At 69.6% G+C, this 17357-nt stretch carries 17 protein-coding genes; 4 read left to right on the top strand and 13 right to left on the bottom strand.

All coding sequences use genetic code 11. The annotated features are described in order from the left end of the window. The first annotated feature begins 18 nt into the window (after window positions 1-18). Entirely contained in the window at window positions 19-1092 is a 1074-nt protein-coding gene (locus HLAC_RS11345; RefSeq protein ID WP_015910980.1) for an aldo/keto reductase, read from the top strand. A gap of 341 nt (window positions 1093-1433) precedes the next feature. Here the strand turns inward: HLAC_RS11345 and HLAC_RS11340 are convergent, their stop codons facing one another. From HLAC_RS11340 to HLAC_RS11315, 6 genes are all read right to left on the bottom strand, one after another. Further along, window positions 1434-2372 carry a TIGR03571 family LLM class oxidoreductase gene (locus HLAC_RS11340; protein ID WP_015910979.1) on the bottom strand — a complete coding sequence of 313 codons (939 nt, stop codon included), beginning with the start codon at window positions 2370-2372 and terminating at the stop codon, window positions 1434-1436. Next, window positions 2369-3760: an MFS transporter gene (locus HLAC_RS11335; RefSeq protein ID WP_337680956.1), complete on the bottom strand. Its 1392-nt coding sequence runs from the start codon at window positions 3758-3760 to the stop codon at window positions 2369-2371. Before HLAC_RS11335 ends, HLAC_RS11340 begins: the two co-directional genes overlap by 4 nt. Further along, on the bottom strand, window positions 3732-4697 hold the full coding sequence (locus tag HLAC_RS11330) for a DUF7260 family protein (protein ID WP_015910977.1): 966 nt from the start codon (window positions 4695-4697) through the stop codon (window positions 3732-3734). Before HLAC_RS11330 ends, HLAC_RS11335 begins: the two co-directional genes overlap by 29 nt. 139 nt (window positions 4698-4836) lie before the next feature. Continuing rightward, window positions 4837-5679 (bottom strand): eIF2B alpha/beta/delta subunit family protein, encoded by an 843-nt coding sequence (locus tag HLAC_RS11325; RefSeq protein ID WP_049933744.1) that lies wholly within the window; start codon window positions 5677-5679, stop codon window positions 4837-4839. Window positions 5680-6150: 471 nt separating this feature from the next. Continuing rightward, window positions 6151-6507, bottom strand: coding sequence for an RNA polymerase Rpb4 family protein (locus tag HLAC_RS11320; protein ID WP_015910975.1), 357 nt, complete (start codon window positions 6505-6507; stop codon window positions 6151-6153). 1 nt (window position 6508) lies between these two features. Beyond that, entirely contained in the window at window positions 6509-6802 is a 294-nt protein-coding gene (locus HLAC_RS11315) for a 50S ribosomal protein L21e (RefSeq protein ID WP_049933742.1), read from the bottom strand. A gap of 208 nt (window positions 6803-7010) precedes the next feature. On the opposite strand from HLAC_RS11315, the gene mptA reads away from it, so the two are divergent. After that, a complete protein-coding gene (mptA, locus tag HLAC_RS11310) occupies window positions 7011-7940 on the top strand; it encodes a GTP cyclohydrolase MptA (protein WP_015910973.1) in 930 nt (309 codons plus the stop codon). Window positions 7941-8000: 60 nt separating this feature from the next. Here the strand turns inward: mptA and HLAC_RS11305 are convergent, their stop codons facing one another. The 3 genes from HLAC_RS11305 to HLAC_RS11295 all read right to left on the bottom strand — a co-directional run bounded on the left by HLAC_RS11305 (window position 8001) and on the right by HLAC_RS11295 (window position 10989). Then, window positions 8001-8807, bottom strand: a complete 807-nt coding sequence (locus HLAC_RS11305; protein WP_015910972.1) for a TrmB family transcriptional regulator — start codon at window positions 8805-8807, stop codon at window positions 8001-8003. A 145-nt stretch (window positions 8808-8952) separates the two neighbouring features. Beyond that, complete coding sequence (locus tag HLAC_RS11300; RefSeq protein ID WP_015910971.1) at window positions 8953-10611, bottom strand: DUF255 domain-containing protein; 1659 nt, start codon at window positions 10609-10611, stop codon at window positions 8953-8955. Between the two features lie 156 nt (window positions 10612-10767). Beyond that, window positions 10768-10989: a DUF8028 family protein gene (locus HLAC_RS11295; protein ID WP_015910970.1), complete on the bottom strand. Its 222-nt coding sequence runs from the start codon at window positions 10987-10989 to the stop codon at window positions 10768-10770. A 253-nt stretch (window positions 10990-11242) separates the two neighbouring features. Here HLAC_RS11295 and HLAC_RS11290 point away from each other — a divergent pair, with 253 nt between their 5' ends. Together HLAC_RS11290 and HLAC_RS11285 are read left to right on the top strand one after the other, a co-directional pair. Continuing rightward, complete coding sequence (locus HLAC_RS11290) at window positions 11243-12346, top strand: asparaginase (RefSeq protein ID WP_015910969.1); 1104 nt, start codon at window positions 11243-11245, stop codon at window positions 12344-12346. Window positions 12347-12405: 59 nt separating this feature from the next. Further along, on the top strand, window positions 12406-13563 hold the full coding sequence (locus HLAC_RS11285; RefSeq protein ID WP_015910968.1) for a cupredoxin domain-containing protein: 1158 nt from the start codon (window positions 12406-12408) through the stop codon (window positions 13561-13563). Window positions 13564-13585: 22 nt separating this feature from the next. On the opposite strand, the gene HLAC_RS11280 is transcribed toward HLAC_RS11285, so the two are convergent. The 4 genes from HLAC_RS11280 to HLAC_RS11265 all read right to left on the bottom strand — a co-directional run bounded on the left by HLAC_RS11280 (window position 13586) and on the right by HLAC_RS11265 (window position 17205). Beyond that, window positions 13586-14749, bottom strand: a complete 1164-nt coding sequence (locus HLAC_RS11280) for an ATP-dependent ribose-1-phosphate kinase (RefSeq protein WP_015910967.1) — start codon at window positions 14747-14749, stop codon at window positions 13586-13588. Next, window positions 14746-15717 (bottom strand): ribose 1,5-bisphosphate isomerase, encoded by a 972-nt coding sequence (locus tag HLAC_RS11275; RefSeq protein ID WP_015910966.1) that lies wholly within the window; start codon window positions 15715-15717, stop codon window positions 14746-14748. Before HLAC_RS11275 ends, HLAC_RS11280 begins: the two co-directional genes overlap by 4 nt. Before the next feature lie 88 nt (window positions 15718-15805). Beyond that, window positions 15806-16495 (bottom strand): class II aldolase/adducin family protein, encoded by a 690-nt coding sequence (locus HLAC_RS11270; RefSeq protein ID WP_015910965.1) that lies wholly within the window; start codon window positions 16493-16495, stop codon window positions 15806-15808. After that, a complete protein-coding gene (locus tag HLAC_RS11265) occupies window positions 16492-17205 on the bottom strand; it encodes an HAD family hydrolase (protein WP_015910964.1) in 714 nt (237 codons plus the stop codon). Before HLAC_RS11265 ends, HLAC_RS11270 begins: the two co-directional genes overlap by 4 nt. Window positions 17206-17357 lie beyond the last annotated feature (152 nt).

Below are 17357 nucleotides of genomic sequence, written 5' to 3'. Positions count from 1 at the left end.
CGATTCCCAATTCGGGGTATGCAGCACCGCGAACTCGGGAACTCCGGCGTCGAGGTCTCGGAGATCGGCTTCGGCGCGTGGGTCGTCGGCACCGACTGGTGGGGCGACCGCTCGGACGAACAGGCGGTCGGTATGGTCGAAGACGCGCTCGACGCGGGCGTCACGTACGTCGACACCGGCGACGTGTACGGCCACGGCGACAGCGAGGAGATAATCGGCCGCGCGATCGGCGGCCGTCGCGACGAGGTGACGCTCGCGACGAAGATCGGCTACGACTTCTACAACAATCCGCAGGCCGGACACGGCGAGCTTCCGAAGGAGCTCGACCGCGAGTACCTCGAAACCGCTTTCGAACGCTCGCTCGACCGGCTCGACACCGACTACGTCGACCTGCTCCAGTTGCACAACGCGAACGTCGACGACATCACGCCCGAGGTGCGCGATCTCCTGCGCGAGTGGAAAGCCGACGGGCGCGTTCGCGCGCTCGGGTGGGCGCTCGGCCCCTCCATCGGCTGGCTGGCCGAGGGCGACGCCGCCGTCGAGTACGAGGAGTTCGACGCGGTCCAGACCGTCTTCAACCTCTTCGAGCAGCAGCCCGGCCGCCACTTCGTCGACACCATCCGCGAGACGGGCTCGGACACCTCGGTGATCGCTCGCGTCCCGCACTCCTCCGGCCTGCTCAACGAGCAGGTGACGCCCGACACCGTCCTCGAAGACGGCGACCACCGCTCGCACCGGCCGCAAGAGTGGTACGAGACGGGCTGGAAGAAGGTCGACGCCATCCGCTTCCTCGAAGACCCCGACGGCGTCGAGGGGACCCGCACGATGGCGCAGGCCGCGATCCGCTGGCTGCTCGCGCACGACGAGGTCGCCTCCGTCACGCCCACGTTCCGCGACGGCGACGACATCGCCGAGTGGAGCGCGGCGAGCGACGTGCCGCCGCTCTCCGAGGCCGAGTACGACCGGGTCGAGGAGCTGTACGCGCGCAACTTCGACATCGACCGCGACGACGGGATGGACGTGCTCCGAACGTCCGTCGACGGCGAAGACATCGAGGCCGCCGGCCTCGACAAGCGCGCCGCGTCGTACTGAGTCGCCGACCCGCCCGTTTCCCGTCGAGACCGCAGGACTGCGAGTCGACGGTGAGCCAATTGTCTACTTTCACCACGGATTGTCACGTGCTACCGTCTCGTGTTCCATGCCACCATGTCTCGTCGGATCGGGCGATATCGTCCGTGCCGCGCGACCCCGGTGAACCGGAAGCGCTGCCGCTCGCGGTCTCGAAGTGGTGGCTCGGTGGAAAACCCTCATCACAAGGGGCTCAGTGGGGGTAACACGTCGTCATGGCCACCGTCTGCAGCGTGGCCGTCACCGGGTATAAACCTCCCGCGATGGACCGACCGAAGCCCTGGGTCGGCTCACGGGATGGAGACTCAAAGCGGCCCGCTCACCTCGTCCGCGAACGTCTCCATCGCCGTCTCCGGGTCGTCGCCGCGCAGGTCGACGACGACGTGATCGACCCCGAACTCGTCGAGCCGCCGGAAGTACTCCCGGAACCAGTCGACGCCGGCGCGGTAGCCGAGATGGAGGGGTTCAGGCTCGGCGGTCGGATCGTCGGCGAACTCGACGCCGACGGCGATGGAGAACGGTTTCGCGCCCGCGAGCTCGCGCCACTCCGCGACGTAGCTCCGGAGCGTCTCGTCCGGGAGGTGGTAGAACAGCCAGCCGTCGCCGTGCTCAGCGATCCACTCGGTCGACTGTCGCGCGTTACCCGTCGGCAACACCGGGAGCGTCTCCGTCGTCGGCTTCGGGAGCACGTCGAGGTCGCCACCGAGTTCGCCCCACTCGCCGTCGATCTCGGGAAAGTCCTCGCGCCAGCACGCGCGCATCGCTGCGATCCGCTCTCGGACCATCTCTCCTCGCTTCTCGGGGTCGACGCCGAACGCCGCGTACTCGGGATCGCGGTCGCCGGAAGCAACTCCGAGGACGACCCGCCCGTCTGAGAGCCGGTCGACGGTCGCGGCGGACTTCGCGAGGTGGATCGGGTGTCGGAGCGGGAGGACGACGCTCGACGTGCCGAGCGCGACCTCCTCGGTGCGGGCGGCCACGTGCGAGAGCAGCGCCCACGGGTCGAACGCCCCGCCGGCGTCGCCGAACCGGGGCCAGTAGGTCGGCACGTCCCGCGCCCAGAGCCCGTCGAAGCCGAGGGCCTCGGCGCGCTCCGCGAGCCGGACCTCCTCGGTGGGGTCCGGCGTTCCGCGTCGCTCGCCCGTCAGCGGGAACCCGAGTCCGAACGTGAGCCCGCCGCCGAACAGCCGCCGGAAGCCGGCGTTGGCGTGGCCGTCGCGCTCCCGCGCGTCGAGGTCGGTCACTGTCCCGTCTCCTCGCCGGTGCCGTGTCTGCGCTCCGATCGCTGCCCTGGTCGCCGCGCGAGCGCGACGACGATTCCCGTCCCGACGACGACGGTTCCGCCGGCCGCGACGAACGCGATCGGGTATCCCGACGACGCGAGCCACCCGCCGACGATTCCGCCGAACCCGCCACCGACCGCCACGAGGGCGCCGTACGCGCCGAGCGCCTCGCCGCGTATCGCGGGCGGCGCGAGCCGAGTGACGAGCGCCGCCGCCGTCACCGCGATGGCGGCCCACGTCACTCCGATTGCCACGAAGGCGGCGCCGGTCGCGCTCAGCGCGAAGAGGGTACTCCCGCCCGCGACACCGACGACCGCGACCGTCGGGAGGGCGACGCCCCGTCCGAGCAGCGCGCCGGCGTGTACCTCGTACACGCCGTACGCCTCGGCGAGGCGGCCGGCCCGTCCGTAGAAGGCGGCGGCCGCGGCGTTCAGCGCGAAGTACAGCGCGAAGGTCTCGCTCGACCCGAAGCCGACGCCGGCGAGGTACGCGGGCAGTGGCGCGAAGAAGACGCCGAAGCCGGTGAACACGACGAGAACGGCCGCGAAGTACGTCGCAAGCGCCGGAGAGAAGCGATCGATGAGCACCCGGGGACGGAGCCCTCGCGGGTCGAACCGGGCAGGAGTGAACGGGAAGGCGGCGCCGCGGACGTTGAACCGCGACGCCTCGCGGACGCGGCGGCGGAGCCGCGTGGGGCTCGGTTCCGACACTGTCCCGGAGTCCGGTGGAAGCGCTCGCGCGGCCAGCGCGAGACCGGCGGCGGCGCTCGCGGCGCACACGAACAGGAACGCGCGCTGGGCGGTGACCGGATCGTACCGCAGCGACACGACTGCGGTAACGACGAATCCCAGCCCGAGACCGGCCGCCCAGCCGATTCCCTGATACTCGTTCAGTCGGGCGATGACCGCCGTCCACCGGTGCTCGGGCTCGCCGGAGACCGCGAGCAGGGTGAGCACTGGGACGGCGGCCGCGAACCCGAGCCAAAGCGCCGCGTTGGCGGCGATGACGAGGGGAACGCTCTCCAGGGTCGGGATGACGAGCGTCGTGGCGGTCGCGACGACGAGCGCCGCGAGAACGAACGGTCGACGCTTCCCCGTCCGGTCCGCCAGATTGCCGAAGACGAGGGCGCCGGGAACGCCGACGAACGACGCCGTCGCGAAGAGCACACCGAGCACGAACGCCCCACCGCCCAGTTCGACGACGTACAAGGGAACGATGAGCGACGCGCCGCCGAACGCCACGGCGGCGAGCCCCCACGCGAACAGCCAGCTTCTGCCCATGGCGTCGTCACGTAGCGGGGACGGATGAAAGCGGGGGGACTCACTCGCCGCCGGCGATCTGGGTCGCAACCCGGTCGCGGTCCGTCCGGATCCGCCCGGCGATCTCTGCGACCTGCGCCAACACGGGGTGGGGGTGTCCGGAGTCGGATCCGTACAGGTACTCGTGGAATGTCCGCCGTCCTTCGTCGGCGTTGGGTGCATCGACGGTCATCGGCGGGTCGTCGAGCGTGCGTTGGCGCTCGCCGGCGATATCGTTGCAGTCGTCTTCGAGCCCGTCCAGCTGCCGCCAGACGTCGATCGCGGCACCCGTCCGATCACCCGCCACGCCGTCAAGGTGTTCGATGAGACGGCGGCGTCGTCGGTCGACGCGGGTCAGATCAGCCTCGAACCGGGACAGCGCATCGATCTCCGCGCCGATCGCATCCGCCAGCGACGACCGGGCGTCGGCTGCCCGCCGGCTGCGCCGCACCAGGGCCGACTGTGCCCCGGTCGAGAGGGTGCCGTTGGAGGCCAGCGCGGTGGCCGTATCCGGGCCCAGCTCGGCCGCAAGACTCTCGGGGATCGTCTCGTCGTACTCCTCCCTGTAGTGAGGCAACGACATCACCGTGTCCCGGTACGCCACGAGCACGCGCCGGAGCCGGACATCGTTGCCGACCCCGTTCGCTCCGTTAGCCGTAGAGACGATGCGAACCGTGGCCGCCGACCCGTCGAGCGACGACGCGGTCGACGAGACGGGCGCGGGATCGAGTCCAGAGACGCGGTCAGCGAACTCCTCGAAGGCGTCGCGCTCGTCGAGGACCCGCCGGCGTTCGTTGCGGCAGTCGGCCTCGGCGTCGCGGATGTACGCCAGCGCGACGAACGCGACGACGCCGGCGATGACCAGCGCGGTGACGGTGCCGGGTTCGCTCGCGATCGAGGCGAGGTCACACGAGACGCTGGTACATTCCGTCGCGGGCTCCGCGCTCTGGATCCGAAAGATCCCCGCCGCCCCCTGTCTCGTGCTCATTGTATGCGCTAACACGGCACACGTACAAAGTGCTTGTGGCGGATTTCGACACCTGACACGACGGTTCCCGAAATCGGGCGTTCGCGAGTCATTCGGCGTGCTCCGAGACGAGGGAACACGGAATGCAACGGCGGTCCAGCTACTCGACGATGCCGTCGTCGGTGATTATGGTGTCGAGCATGCCGATCGGGGTCGCGTCGTAGCTTGGGTTCTCGATCGTCACGTCCTCGACGGGCTCGCGCATCACCTCGACAGCGTCGCGGAACTCGTTTTCGAACCGGAACTCCTCGATCCGCTTCGCGTCGGAGCCGACGGCGGTCACCGGGACGCCGAGTTCGCGGGCGGTGACGACAAGCGGGAACGTTCCGATGCGGTTGTAGTACGTGCCCCCGGTCATACACGTGATCCCGAGGAGGACCTGGTCGCAGTCGCGGAGGGCGTACCCCATCGCGCTATCGACCACCATCCGGGTGTCGACCCGTGCGATGCCGGCGAGCACGCGGGCCGTCTTCCGACCGAGGGTGCGCGGGCGCGCCTCCGTGACGTACACCGTCAGGTGGGCGCCGTCGCGGGCCGCGTTCTCGATCGCCTCAAGCACCGTCGTCGAATAGTCGTGGACCAGCAGGGTGTCGCCGTCCTCGATGCGCTCGGTCGCGTTGGCGGCGGCCTCCCCTTTCGCCGTCTCGATGTCGTCGACGACGCGGTCGATAGTGTCTTCGAGTCGCTGTTTGCCGTCCTCGACGCTCGTCGCCTCGCCGACGATCGAGCGCTCGACCTCGCGCATCGCGTTGTGGAGCGCGGCGTGGGAGGGGTTCGACCGCCGCAACACACCGGCGTTGTGTTCGAGGTCGCGCTCGAACTCGTCGACAGTCACGTACTCGCGGTCGAGCAGGTCCGCGAGCGACCGCGTCGCCTTCACGGCCACCGCCGACGTGCTGTGGGTCCGCATCGCCCGGATCTCGGCGACGGTCTCGTCAATCATACTCGAAGAGTCGTCGTCCCAATTCAAAGGGGTTCCGGGGTCTTGTCGGACGGAGAGAGCGTGAATCAGATCGACCGACTGACTACCGTCGTACATATTCGTCCACGGTGGCGCGTGCCTTCGAGCGGCCAGTAGGCCGCGAGTAGGGCGAGAGCGAAGCCCTCGCTTGCAATCGGACGTAGTCCGGTGACCGCGAGGCGCAAAGTGCCTCTGACAGTCGGCGGCAAAGCCGCCGGCGACGCGGCTGGGGAGGTGTGAGGCTGCGGTTGCGGTGCGTCTGGGGCTTTGGAAGTGTACTCTGCAGATCGAGCGCCAATGGTCTAGAAGCGAGCAACGGAACATCGTCGACGCCGGTGTTACCGCTATCCACGCCGCTACAGCTGTCTATAAAGAGATGAGACCGATCCGACGAACGAGAGAGTCGACGACGTGGCCGAACGAAATGCGAGTGAAAAGCCGGTCAGATACGCGTTAGGCGTACTTCGCAACGACGTTGAGCACGTCGTCGAGTTCGTCGCCGTCCAGCGAGTAGCGCTCCTGCGCGAACACTGACCGGAGCTCGGTGCGGTCCTCGGGGAGGAGGTCCGCGATTTTCACCGCGGTCGGCAGGTCGATCTGCTCAATCTCGGTCAGCTCCTCGACCAGTTCCCGGGATTCCTCGGCGTCGAGGTGGGCGAACCGGTTGACGTGCTCGATCGCGCGGGCGAGCTCGTAGCGGAGGTCGCGGTCCTCGTCGTCCGCGCGCTCCGCTTCGATCTCCACGAGGATCTCCTTCGCCTCGGAGGTGGTGACGTACTCCTCGTCGATTTTCTCTTTGAATATCGTCATCTCAGTTCTGCTGTGCGCTCATGTGGGCGGCGGTGACGATGAGCGTCTTCGTCTTGCCGCCGTCCGGGATCTCGACTTTGAACGCGGCGCCCTGCTTGCCCAGCACTGTGCCGGTGCGGCCGTCGAAGCGCGGGTGGAAGCGGCCCTTCTGGACGCTCGGGTCGATCTTGAGGTGGACCTGCGATCCCTCGTCGAACTCCTGAATCGCTCGCTGTGGCGGCGACGTGCCGCGGTCGCGGGGTTTGTTCGAGAGCTTGTCGCGGGTCGCCTTCTGAGGCCCATTGGAACTCGGCATGGTCTTGGGCATTCTTCCGCTGCCGCGGTTATAAATGGTGCGTTACGGCCCTCGATCGGGTGCCGGTACCATACCGGCGCCGAGACCCGTCCGCCGCCGCCATCGACGCCGAAATCTCTCCGCCTCCGTCGCCCTATCGACCTCGAACAACCCCACGCGACTCCCCCTTTCGAAAGGGCTAATCCTCTGACTCCCTACCCCATTCGTAATGAGTCACCAGTTGCCGGACGTTCAGGCGTCGGCGCCCGACGTCTCCGTCGGGCTTTCGCAGGTCGGCGTCACCGGCGTGGAGAAGCTCGTCAAGATCGCTCGGGGGGACAAGCGCCCCATCGTCCTCATGGCGGAGTTCGAGGTGTTCGTCGACCTCCCGAGCGGTCGCAAGGGGATCGATATGTCGCGGAACCTCGCGACGATCGACGAGATCCTCGAAGAGATCACCCGCGAGGAGGCGTACCGCGTCGAGGAGGTCTGTGGCGACGCCGCCGAGCGACTCCTCGAAAAGCACGACTACACCACCACCGCCGAGGTGTCGATGTCGGCGGAGCTCGTCACCCGCGAGGACACACCGGCGTCCGGCATCGAGACGCAGAGTACAGCGACTATCGTCGCCAGCGCCACGGCGACCGAGGAGGACACCCGCGAGGAGATCGGCGCCGAGGTCACCGGCATGACGGTCTGTCCCTGCTCGCAGGGGATGAGCGAGTCTCGCGCCCGCGAGAAGCTCGCGGATCTGGGTGTCGACGAGGAGACGACCGAGGAGTTCTTGGAGGCCGTCCCGCAGCCGGGCCACTCTCAGCGCGGCCACGCGACGCTCACCGTCACCACCGACGGCCACCCCGATATCGACCTCCGGGACCTGATCGACGTCGCTCGCGACTCGATGAGCGCCCGGATATACAACATGGCGAAGCGCCCGGACGAGGACCACATGACCTACGAGGCCCACGCCGATGCGAAGTTCGTCGAGGACTGTGTCCGCGCCCTCGCTGAGGGCACCATTGAGGAGTTCGGCCACCTCTCGGACGACGCCGTGATCCACATGAAGCAGTCGAACGACGAGTCGATCCACCAGCACAACGCCCACGCCGAACGCGAGGTCACGATGGGCGACCTGCGGGACGAACTGGACGCGGAGTAGACGCGGTCAGAGCATTTTTCGCCGAGTGATTTTGGCCGTCACTCCTCGAGTAGCGCGGTGTCACCCGAACGTCAGCGGCTCCGCCTCTCCCCACTGCGGTTCGAACTGATCTTTCACGCTCGTTGCGAACTCCGCGTCCTTCACATCGATCATCGCGAACGGCTCGTCGGCGGAGAGCGGATGCGGCACCTCGATACAGACCTCGATCCCGTCGAACACGGAGAAGGTCCCGTCGACGCCGGCGATCGTGCGCACCTCGAACCCCTCCATGTCCGAGAGGTCGGCGGTGTACCGCCGCCCGACGCTCCGCGGGAGCGCGTCCACCGTTGCCGGCGACAACAGCACCCGGATCTCGACGCCCCGGTCTAACGCCGCCTCCAGCTCGTCGGTCACCCGCTCGCCGATCGTCCCGAGGTCGAAGCCGGTCGCGGGCGCGCCGGCGACGACGACCATGCGACGTTCGGCAGCCGCGATCCGCTCTAAGAGGAGGTCGGTCGCGTCTTCCGCGCCGACGGCCGCGGTCCAGAACTGTCCGTCGACGGGCTCACCCGCGTCGAGCTCCGTCGAGAGGTCGTCGACCACGCCCTCGTACTGCTCCGCCTGCGTCTCCAGCTCCCGCTTTTTCTCCTCCAACAGTCGGTCGAGTGCGGCGTCCGGCTCGACCGCGGCGTACTTCTTCGGGCGGCTGGCCGCCTGACTCCGGACCAGGTTGTGCTGTTCCAAGCTGTTGAGCACGTCGTACACCCGACCCATCGGGACCTCGCTGGCCCGCGAGAGGTCCTTCGCCGTCGTGGGCCCGGTGCGCAGGAGCGCGCGATACGCGCGGGCCTCGTACTCGGAGAGTCCCAGGTCGCGGAGAGATGCCATACCGACCCATCCGTCGGCATCCGTATAAACACGTCGCAGGTTTACACGGGGCGGCGGTGGTCGACGGACCGACTCGCTTTCGATGGGATCGAAACGACTCCGGACCGAAACGCCGAGATCGAGTAGAAATATCGTTCCCGGAGCGTCACTCAACCGTCTCGGCGACCCGCGTCATCAACTCGTCCGGTGTTTCCGCCGGCTGGGAGGCGACATCCCCGGCGAGCACGACCGCCGAGCCGACCGGGACCGACCGCGGGGCAGGTGCATCCTCTCGGTGGGCGTTCGGGACGACGACCTTCTCGTGGTCGGCGACCCGCCACGCGGCGCGGTGGAGGTCGCTGCCGGGCTCGTCGCCGACGGCGACGACGGTCGTGCCGCGGAGGAGTCGCCCCGCGAGACTCCCGTACTCGGCGACCTGCACGCTCAGCCGCTCGGTCGCCCCGGCGAACGACTCGGCCGTCTCGCGGGCGACCGTCTCGTAGCGCTCCTCGCCGGTCAGCGCCGCCAGATCGAGCAGCGCGGTCGCCATCTCCACGTTGCCGTCGAGCGGGCGGAAGGGGCGGTCGAGCAGCCCTGCCCCGGACCGCGGCCCGTCGACGAAGGAGCCGTCGACGCGAAGCCGATCTATCGCTCGGTCCGCGACCGCGCGGGCGACGGTGGCGCCCTCGCCGAGCACGCCAGCGGCGCGGGTGTACGCGCTCACGACGCGGGCGGCATCGGCGAGGAGGTCCGTCTCGCCGACCTCGTCGCTCCCGCGGTAGTGGGTCACTGCCCCGGAGTCGGCGTCGATCAGGTCGCGTTCGAGCCCGTCGAGGATCCGCTCGGCGTACTCGCGCGCGCGCTCGTCGTCGGTGTAGGCGGCGACCGCGAGCAGTGCGTCGGCCGCGAGCGCGTTCCCGCCCGCGAAGACGGTCAGGTCCCGGCGAGGCGGGTCGAGTTCTTCGCGGTCCGCGGCGGAGGCGGCGTAGTAGGCGCGTCCGAGCCCCGGGCCGACGCTCCCGCCAACGCCGTAGCCGGTCCAGAGGCCGTCGGTGAGAAAGTCGACCGCGTCGGTCGCGGGCGCGAGGTACGCCTCGTCGCCCGTGTAGAGGTAGGCGTTCGCGAACGCCCGGGTGACGGCCGCGTTCGTGTCGATCGGCTTCTCGTAGGCCACGTCGCCCCAGTCGGGCGTCCCCGCGAACCGGAAGAAGCCGCCGGCCACGTCGTCGGCGAGGTGATCGCGCACCGCGTCGAGCGTCCGGAGGGCCCGACCGCGGTCGCGCTTCAACGCGAACTCGATGGTGCGAGGAAGCGGGAACTTCGCGTCCGACCCCCAGCCGGCGTGCTCCTCGTCGTACTTGGCCTCGATCTGGCCGGCGAGGTGGCTCTCGATCGCGTCCGTCAGCTCCCCCCTCGGCGGGAGGTCGGCGTCGAGCGCGCGGGGAACCCGGCCCGCCGAACGTCCCTTGTCGGCCCACATCTGCCGGACCGATTCGAGCACCTGCCGCATCCCGTCCACGTCGAGGTAGCCCGCCCCGGTGAGCAGTTCGCCTTCCGGCGTGAGGAAGGCCGTCGTCGGGAACCCGCCCATGTTGTACCGCTCGCGCACTCGCGGATGGCGGTCGACGTCGACGCGAATCGGAACGAACCCCTCGTTGACGTTGGCGGCGATCCGCGGCTCCGCGTAGGTGACCGCGTCCATCTCGTGACAGCCCTCACACCACGTGGCTGAGAGCGACAGCAGGACCGGACAGTCCCGCTCGTCGGCCTCGGCGAAGGCCTCAGCGCCCCAATCGAGCCACTCGACGTGCGTCTCGTCGGTCATACCGACAGTCGAGTCGGACGGTGGGTAAGCGCTTCGAGACCGGCCGGTGCGGGGGCGGGTGGTCAGCGGGAGAGAGGAAGCCGGTCGGAGGGCGTTCGGGTGTCCTGCGATGCAATTCGGATTGGCGAGCAACGCGATTCGGAGGGCGCGACAGCCTCAGCGCTTGTGGTCGTGGCCGATCGCGAGCGCGAGGGCGTTCGCGAACAGCAGAGCGACGAACAGCAGACCGGGAGTGCCTTCGAGCCCCATGTAGAGGAGCATGGGATACGTGGCCGGGATGGCGATCGCCGCCCAGAAGGCGGCGGCCTTCACCGTGCCGGTCATCAGCCCGGCCACCTGCTGGCCGGAGGCGAGGCGCGTGGGTGCGGGGATGGACATGGACACTACCTCCTACGACCGACGATCCCATATAGCCCGCAGAGGGTTCGGGGAATTTCACTACGTTTCTCGGCGGGTAATGGACGTTTTAAAACAGGTTCAGAAACGATTTAACCGTTTATACGGCCCTCTTATCTTTTTTCAGCTGCAATCGACGATCGCCGCAGATCGCCGCGGGTCACCCCCGCCAGCGCGGCGAGTCGCGCGGCTGCCGGGGACCAACCGCTTTGTTCTTCCGAACGTACCGACAGGTATGACAGACACGGAGCCGACCACGGACCGCGAGGCACCCGACGGGAGACGGACCGCGATCGCCGGCGGAGCGAATCCTCGCGTTACCGTCGTCGCCTGCGGCGGCACCATCGCGTCCGAGCCGGACGACGGTGGCGCGGCGCCGGCAAAGACCGGCGACGACCTCGTCGCGGCAGTGCCGGGCATCGAGCGGTACGCGGCCGTGAGCGCTCGCGAGGTCTGCTCGCAGCCCGGGTTCGACGTGCGGTGGCGCGACGTGCTCGCGACCGCGACCGCGGCGCGAGAGGCGGTCGCGGACGGCGCCGACGGTGTCGTCGTCACTCACGGGACCGACACCCTCGCCGATACCGCGTTCGCGCTCGACCTGCTCACCGACCTTCCCGCACCGGTGGTCGTCACGGGGGCCCAGCGCCGACTCGACGAGCCCTCCAGCGACGTGCCCGCGAACCTGACGCTCGCGGTCCGGGCCGCCGCAGACGATCGATTCGCGCCGGGGGTCCACGTCGCGTTCGACGACGAGATCCACGCCGCCCGCGACGTGGTCAAGGGCCACAGCAACGCGCTCTCGACGATGACCTCGCCCGGGACAGGGCCGGTGGCGACGGTCACCCGCGCCGGGTCGAGGCTCGTCCGCGAGCCGCGGCGCGGAGTCGACATCGACCCGCTCGTCGATGGCATCGAGAGCGCCGATGTCGTCCCCGAGGTGCCCGTGATCCACTCGGGGACGGGGGTCAGTGCGGGCGCGGTCGAGCGCGCGGTCGACGCGGGCGTCTGCGGGCTCGTGATCGAGGGAACCGGCCTCGGCAACGCGACCGCCGCGATCGGCGACGCCGTGGCTGACGTCCTCCCGGAGGTCCCCGTGGTCGTCGCCGGTCGTCCTCCAGCGGGTCCCACCGAACCGGTGTACGGGACGCCCGGCGGCGCGGTCACGCTGGCGGAGCACGGTGTGACGTTCGCCGGCCCCCTCCCGGCGTCGAAGGCGCGGATCGCGCTCGCACTCGGACTCGCGGCCGACCTCGACCGCGACGGGGAAGCGGGCGACACCGATGCCGACGCCCTCGCCGACCTGTTCCGGACGCCGCAAGGGAAAAATCGACCGGCGTAACACCGGGAAGCGTTCGTGCCTACGGGAAACCCTTATGCGCGCCCCGCGTAGTGACGGCCATGATTCGACGCACACGGCGAACGGTCCTGTACGGCCTCGGCGGCGGGAGCGTCGCCGCGCTCGCCGGCTGCACGACCGAGGGCGACCCGGGAAGCGGCGACGGCACCGACGGGAGCGACGGCGGTGACGTGGGAGACGGCAGTGACGGCGCTCCCGAAACCGAAGTCCAGCAGGTCGGCGCCGCGCTCTCCGGCCCGGCGTGGGACCGTGAGTCGCGGCGCGGCTTCTGCACGTTGTTCACCGACGAGGACGAGATTCGGTGGCTGTTCGACGACGCCTCCGCGGAGGTAGGGGAATTCGTCGAGGCGACCGACTTCTCGTCGTCCGTGCTCGCGTACGTCGAATCGGTCGGGCCGACGACCTGCTACAGTCAGATCACCTTCGCCGACATCGGCGTCGAGGACGGGACGCTCGTCGCCAGCGCGACCGTCGAGAGCACCGCCGCGGACGACGAGCTCTGCGGCGAGGCGATCACCTACTCGGCCGCGCTGCTCCGGGTTACCGCCGACCCGCTGCCGGATTCGCTCCGGCTGTCGGTAACGAACGGTTGGGGCGAGACCGCGGAGCTGACCGGCGACGAAGGCATCCGCGACCCTGACGCGCTCGACGGGTTCGGTAGGCCCGACGGCGACCCCCGGACCGTGCCCGCGGCGCTCGACTGCGAGGACGACTCCTTCGAGCGCCATCCCGCCGCCTACTCCGAGGGCGTATCGTGGGAATCCGGCGGCCGCGTCGGCGATAACGGCGACGGAGCACTCGAACTCCGCGTCGTGAACCCCGCCTACGACGGCGACGACCCCGCGGAGGCGCTGACGTTCGAGCGCGGCGACGACGTGCGGATCGAGCTGACCAACGTCTCGAACCGAGAGGTGTCCGTCGGCAATCACGGGAAATACAACGTCGAGGTGTTGACTGAGGAGGGGTGGACCGATGTCCGCGGCGGGGACGACGGCCAGTTCGACTACACCGACGAGGCGATCGCCCACCCACCCGGCGAGACCGTCGTGTGGGAGTTCACGATGACCGAGTCGGGGCTCGTCGCCGAGGAGAACCAGCCCGACGGGCTGCGGGTCTGTCCCGACCTCCGGCCGGGTCGCTACCGGTTCGTCTTCTTCGGCGCCGCCGACATCGCGGTGGCGTTCGACTACGTCGGCTAGCGCGGTCCGGGTTCGGGTTGCTTCAGGCCCGGATCTCGATCAGCAGGTCCGACTCGGGTGACTCGCCCATCATCGAGCGGACGCGGTCCCACGAGAGTTCCGCACGGGCAGTCACCGTCTCGGCCGCGATTGCGCCGCAGGCGTTGCCGACGAGTAGCGGCACCTGATAGTCGCGGGGGTCGTGGGAGAACCCGTTACCGGCGATCTCGGGATCGCGGAGGGCGGCGCCGAGGAAGCCGGCCGCGAACGCGTCGCCGGCCCCGACGGTATCGACCGCGTCGATGTCGAAGCCGGGGTGGGACACGTCGCCGTGAGGGGTCCGAACGGTTGCGCCCTCCTCGCCGAGCTTGATCGCGACGACGCGGTCGTCGGGCTCCCATGGATCGATGTCGGTCGAGTCGGCGAGCGCGTCCGCCTCCGGGGCGTTCACGAAGAGCACGTCCGTGGCGTGGAGCGCGGCCTCGAACTCGCGGTCGCCCACGCGACGCCCCGGATCGAAGCTCCGCGTCGTTCCGGCCTCGCCGGCGGCGGTCGCAAGCGCGGCCGCGGTCCCCGGCTGCTGGCCGGTGAGGTGGAGGTGGTCGGCCGCCGCCAGCGTGTCGCGGTCGAGCTCGGCCGCGGTGAACGACTCGTTAGCGCCGTCGTTCGCCAACATCAACAGCTCGCCGCTGCCGTCGACGATCGCGTACTTCACCGAGGTCGGCTCGTCCGCGTCGACGAGGACCTGTCCGGGGTCGACGCCGGCGCTCGCGAGTTCGCGGAGCGCCAGCGCGCCCGACTCGTCGCCGCCGACGCTCCCGTAGACGACCGACTGGCCGCCGAGTCCCACGAGCCCGACTGCGACGTTCGCGGCGCTGCCGCCGCCGGACTGTTCGAGTAAGTCGATCCGGGTCTCTCCGTCCGGCTCCGGCAGCTCGTCGACGTGGATCGTCACATCCCAGTTGATGTGGCCGGCCGAGACAACCTTCGGAACGTGGCTGGCGGACTCCGGTTCCAGATCGGGATCGTCGTCGACAGGGTCGTCGGTGTCTGAGTCGCCGTCGAGAGCCTCGTCTCTCTCGTCGTCCCCCTCGCCGGCCTCCCACTCGGAGACCTCTTCGTCCCACTCCGCGAGCTCTTCCTCCCAGCCGTCAGACCTGCGGTCGTCGCCGTCGGTCCCGGGGCCGTCACCGTCGCGTCCGCTCATGGTTCGGCCCACGGCTCGGCGGCGCCCTCGCCGAACAGCTCCCGCATCAGCGCCACGATGCTCTCGGGCGGGAACTGGCCGTGTTCGGTGACAATCGCATCCATGTACCGCGGCGGCGTCACGTCGAACGCCGGATTCTCGACTGCGATCTCGCCGATCTCCTCGCGGGCCTCGGAACCGATCACCTCGCTTTCGTCGCGCATCTCGATCTCGACGGTGTGGCCCGTTAGCGTCTCCGGGTGGAGCTTGATCGTCTGAGCGGCGGTCATGATCGGGACCCCTCGCTCGCGGGCGTTGACCGCGAGTCCCGACGTGCCGATCTTGTTGATCACGCCGCCGTCCGCGGCGATCGAGTCGGCGCCGACGACGACGTGGTCGACCTCGTCGAGGTACCGTCGCGCCGCGGAGTCGACGATCAGGGTAACGGGGACGCCGGCGTCGCGGAGCTGTTCGGCGGTGATGTGGCCCTGCTGGCGCGGACGGGTCTCCTTGACGACCGCCGAGATCGACTTCCCCTGCTCGACGGCCGCCTCGATGCACGCGAGCGCGTCCGTCGAGTGACAGTGGGTCATCACCGTGTCGCCGTCGGCGAGGCGGTTCGCGCCGACCTGTCCGAGGTCGTCCTGCGCGCGGTCGAGCTGGCGGACGAACGCCTCGGTCGCGTCGACGACGCTGCGGCGCAGCTCGTCGACCGTCTCCCCCTCCATTCGCTGGAGGACGTAGCGGAGCGCGTTCGGCAGCGACACGGCGGTCGGTCGGGTTTCGCGGAGAGATCGGCCCGCGGCGCGCATCGACGCGCGGAAGGCGGCGGGGTCGCTCGCGGTCTCGCCGGACGCGGCCGCCGCCTCGGCCTGCTCGGCGAGCGCCTCCGCGGCCGCGGACGCGATGGTCGCCGCGCCGCGGATCTCCATCGTCGCGATCGATTCGGCGGTCTCCCGGACCGGGGCCGCCGGCTCTGTGTCGGTCATACCGATCCAGTAGCCGGCCCGGTATTTATAAAACCGGGCGGGAAGTGACCGGCACACCGGGCCGGCAGCGTCCGCCCCTTGTCCCCAGCTACGAGTCGTCGTTCGGCTGCTGGCCGTAGCTCTCGAACCGCTCCTCGACGGTCGCCATCTGCTCGTCGGAGAGCACGTGCGGCTCGCCGACCGCCGACGCCCGGAGGTAGAGCCGGCAGAGGTCCTCGACGTGGTGGGTGTTCTCGACCGCCGTCTCGATGTCCGGCCCGGTGACGACGAGCCCGTGGTTTGCGAGGATCGCGGCGTCGGAGTCGGCCTCGGCCATCGCAGCCACCACGTTCGCGGCCAGCTCTTCGGTGCCGTATGGCGCGTAGTCGGCCAGCGGAACCTCCCGCCCCACGGCCGCGATCATGTAGTGAACGGGCGGGAGCTTCCGGTGGAGCGTCGCCATCGTCGTCGCCCACGGCGAGTGGGTGTGAACGATCGCGCCCGGTCGGTCGTGCTTATAAATGCCCGTGTGCATCGGCACCTCGCTCGACGGGGCCATCCGGCCCGCCAGGCGCTCGCCCTCCAGCGAGACCACCGGCACGTCGGTCGCGTCGAAGGAGTCGTACGGGACTCCAGTCGGCGTCACCGCGACCGCGTCGCCCTCGCGGACGCTCAGGTTCCCGGTCCGCCCGGGCGTCAGGTCCGCGAGCGCCGGTGCGTACTCCACGACCGCCCCGCGGGCGTCGCGCAGGAGGTCGGGATTGGCGTTGGCGTCAAAATCGGGATCCTCTCGGCTCATGCCGCCACCTCCGTCAGGTCGCCGAACGTGTCCGGCCGGTAGTCTGGGCGCCGTTGCTCAGGGAGCTCCGCGTCGGCGGGCGCGTCGCCGTCGGCGACGAACAGCGCCGTGTCCATCCCGACCGCGTTCGCGCCGGCCACGTCGGCGTCGACGTTGTCGCCGACCATGAGCGCCTCGCTCGGTCGGCGATCGAACGCCGCGAGCGCGGTCGTGAAGGGGATCGCGCTCGGCTTCTCGCGGCCGACCTCCTCGGAGGTGACCAGCCGGTCGATCCGGTCGTCGATCGCGAGCCGCGAGAGCTTCTGTAGCTGGACGCGGGTAGTGAGGTTGGTCACGATTGCGACATCTGTCCCCGCCTCGGTGAGCGCGTCGAAGACGCGCTCGACTCCGTCACACAGCTCCATCTGGCTCGCGTACCCCTCCCAGTACGCGTCGCCGATCGCGAGCGCGTCAGCGGCGTCGCGTTCGCCGGCGTACTCCCGGAGTGCGCGCTTAAAGTAGATGTGCCGGTCGTGGGAGGCCGCGGTGCCGCGGGTCTCGCGTTTCGCCTCCCGACGCCCGGCCGCGTACAGCTCGTCGAACGTCTCGCGGTCCATCTCGTACCCGCGCTCGCGGAACGCCGCGAGGGCGGCCTGCTTGCCCGCCTCGTTGCAGGGGGCGTACGGGTACAGGGTGTTATCGAGGTCGAAGAACACCGCCTCGTAGCTCATGGGTCGTCTCTGTCGGGCTGTGACTTAAGAGTGGTTCGACGACGGCACGGAACTTTCCCGACGAACCTACCGCTTATCACCGATGACGCGGCCATCGCGCCCGTGAACTGAGTCGTCGTCCGTGGCGGCCGAGGCGGGAGCCCGGCGCACCG

The sequence above is a fragment of the Halorubrum lacusprofundi ATCC 49239 genome (assembly GCF_000022205.1).
In the GTDB taxonomy this organism is placed as follows: Archaea; Halobacteriota; Halobacteria; order Halobacteriales; family Haloferacaceae; genus Halorubrum; species Halorubrum lacusprofundi.
This window is presented reverse-complemented; position numbering and strand designations above follow the sequence as displayed.

Bases quoted from the DNA above. Each gene is read 5' to 3' on its own strand.
- HLAC_RS11345 (WP_015910980.1), top strand. From the start codon at position 19: ATGCAGCACCGCGAACTCGGGAACTCCGGCGTCGAGGTCTCGGAGATC.
- HLAC_RS11330 (WP_015910977.1), bottom strand. From the start codon at position 4,697: ATGAGCACGAGACAGGGGGCGGCGGGGATCTTTCGGATCCAGAGCGCG.
- HLAC_RS11325 (WP_049933744.1), bottom strand. From the start codon at position 5,679: ATGATTGACGAGACCGTCGCCGAGATCCGGGCGATGCGGACCCACAGC.
- HLAC_RS11320 (WP_015910975.1), bottom strand. From the start codon at position 6,507: ATGACGATATTCAAAGAGAAAATCGACGAGGAGTACGTCACCACCTCC.
- HLAC_RS11315 (WP_049933742.1), bottom strand. From the start codon at position 6,802: ATGCCGAGTTCCAATGGGCCTCAGAAGGCGACCCGCGACAAGCTCTCG.
- mptA (WP_015910973.1), top strand. From the start codon at position 7,011: ATGAGTCACCAGTTGCCGGACGTTCAGGCGTCGGCGCCCGACGTCTCC.
- HLAC_RS11305 (WP_015910972.1), bottom strand. From the start codon at position 8,807: ATGGCATCTCTCCGCGACCTGGGACTCTCCGAGTACGAGGCCCGCGCG.
- HLAC_RS11300 (WP_015910971.1), bottom strand. From the start codon at position 10,611: ATGACCGACGAGACGCACGTCGAGTGGCTCGATTGGGGCGCTGAGGCC.
- HLAC_RS11295 (WP_015910970.1), bottom strand. From the start codon at position 10,989: ATGTCCATCCCCGCACCCACGCGCCTCGCCTCCGGCCAGCAGGTGGCC.
- HLAC_RS11290 (WP_015910969.1), top strand. From the start codon at position 11,243: ATGACAGACACGGAGCCGACCACGGACCGCGAGGCACCCGACGGGAGA.
- HLAC_RS11285 (WP_015910968.1), top strand. From the start codon at position 12,406: ATGATTCGACGCACACGGCGAACGGTCCTGTACGGCCTCGGCGGCGGG.
- HLAC_RS11280 (WP_015910967.1), bottom strand. From the start codon at position 14,749: ATGAGCGGACGCGACGGTGACGGCCCCGGGACCGACGGCGACGACCGC.
- HLAC_RS11275 (WP_015910966.1), bottom strand. From the start codon at position 15,717: ATGACCGACACAGAGCCGGCGGCCCCGGTCCGGGAGACCGCCGAATCG.
- HLAC_RS11270 (WP_015910965.1), bottom strand. From the start codon at position 16,495: ATGAGCCGAGAGGATCCCGATTTTGACGCCAACGCCAATCCCGACCTC.
- HLAC_RS11265 (WP_015910964.1), bottom strand. From the start codon at position 17,205: ATGAGCTACGAGGCGGTGTTCTTCGACCTCGATAACACCCTGTACCCG.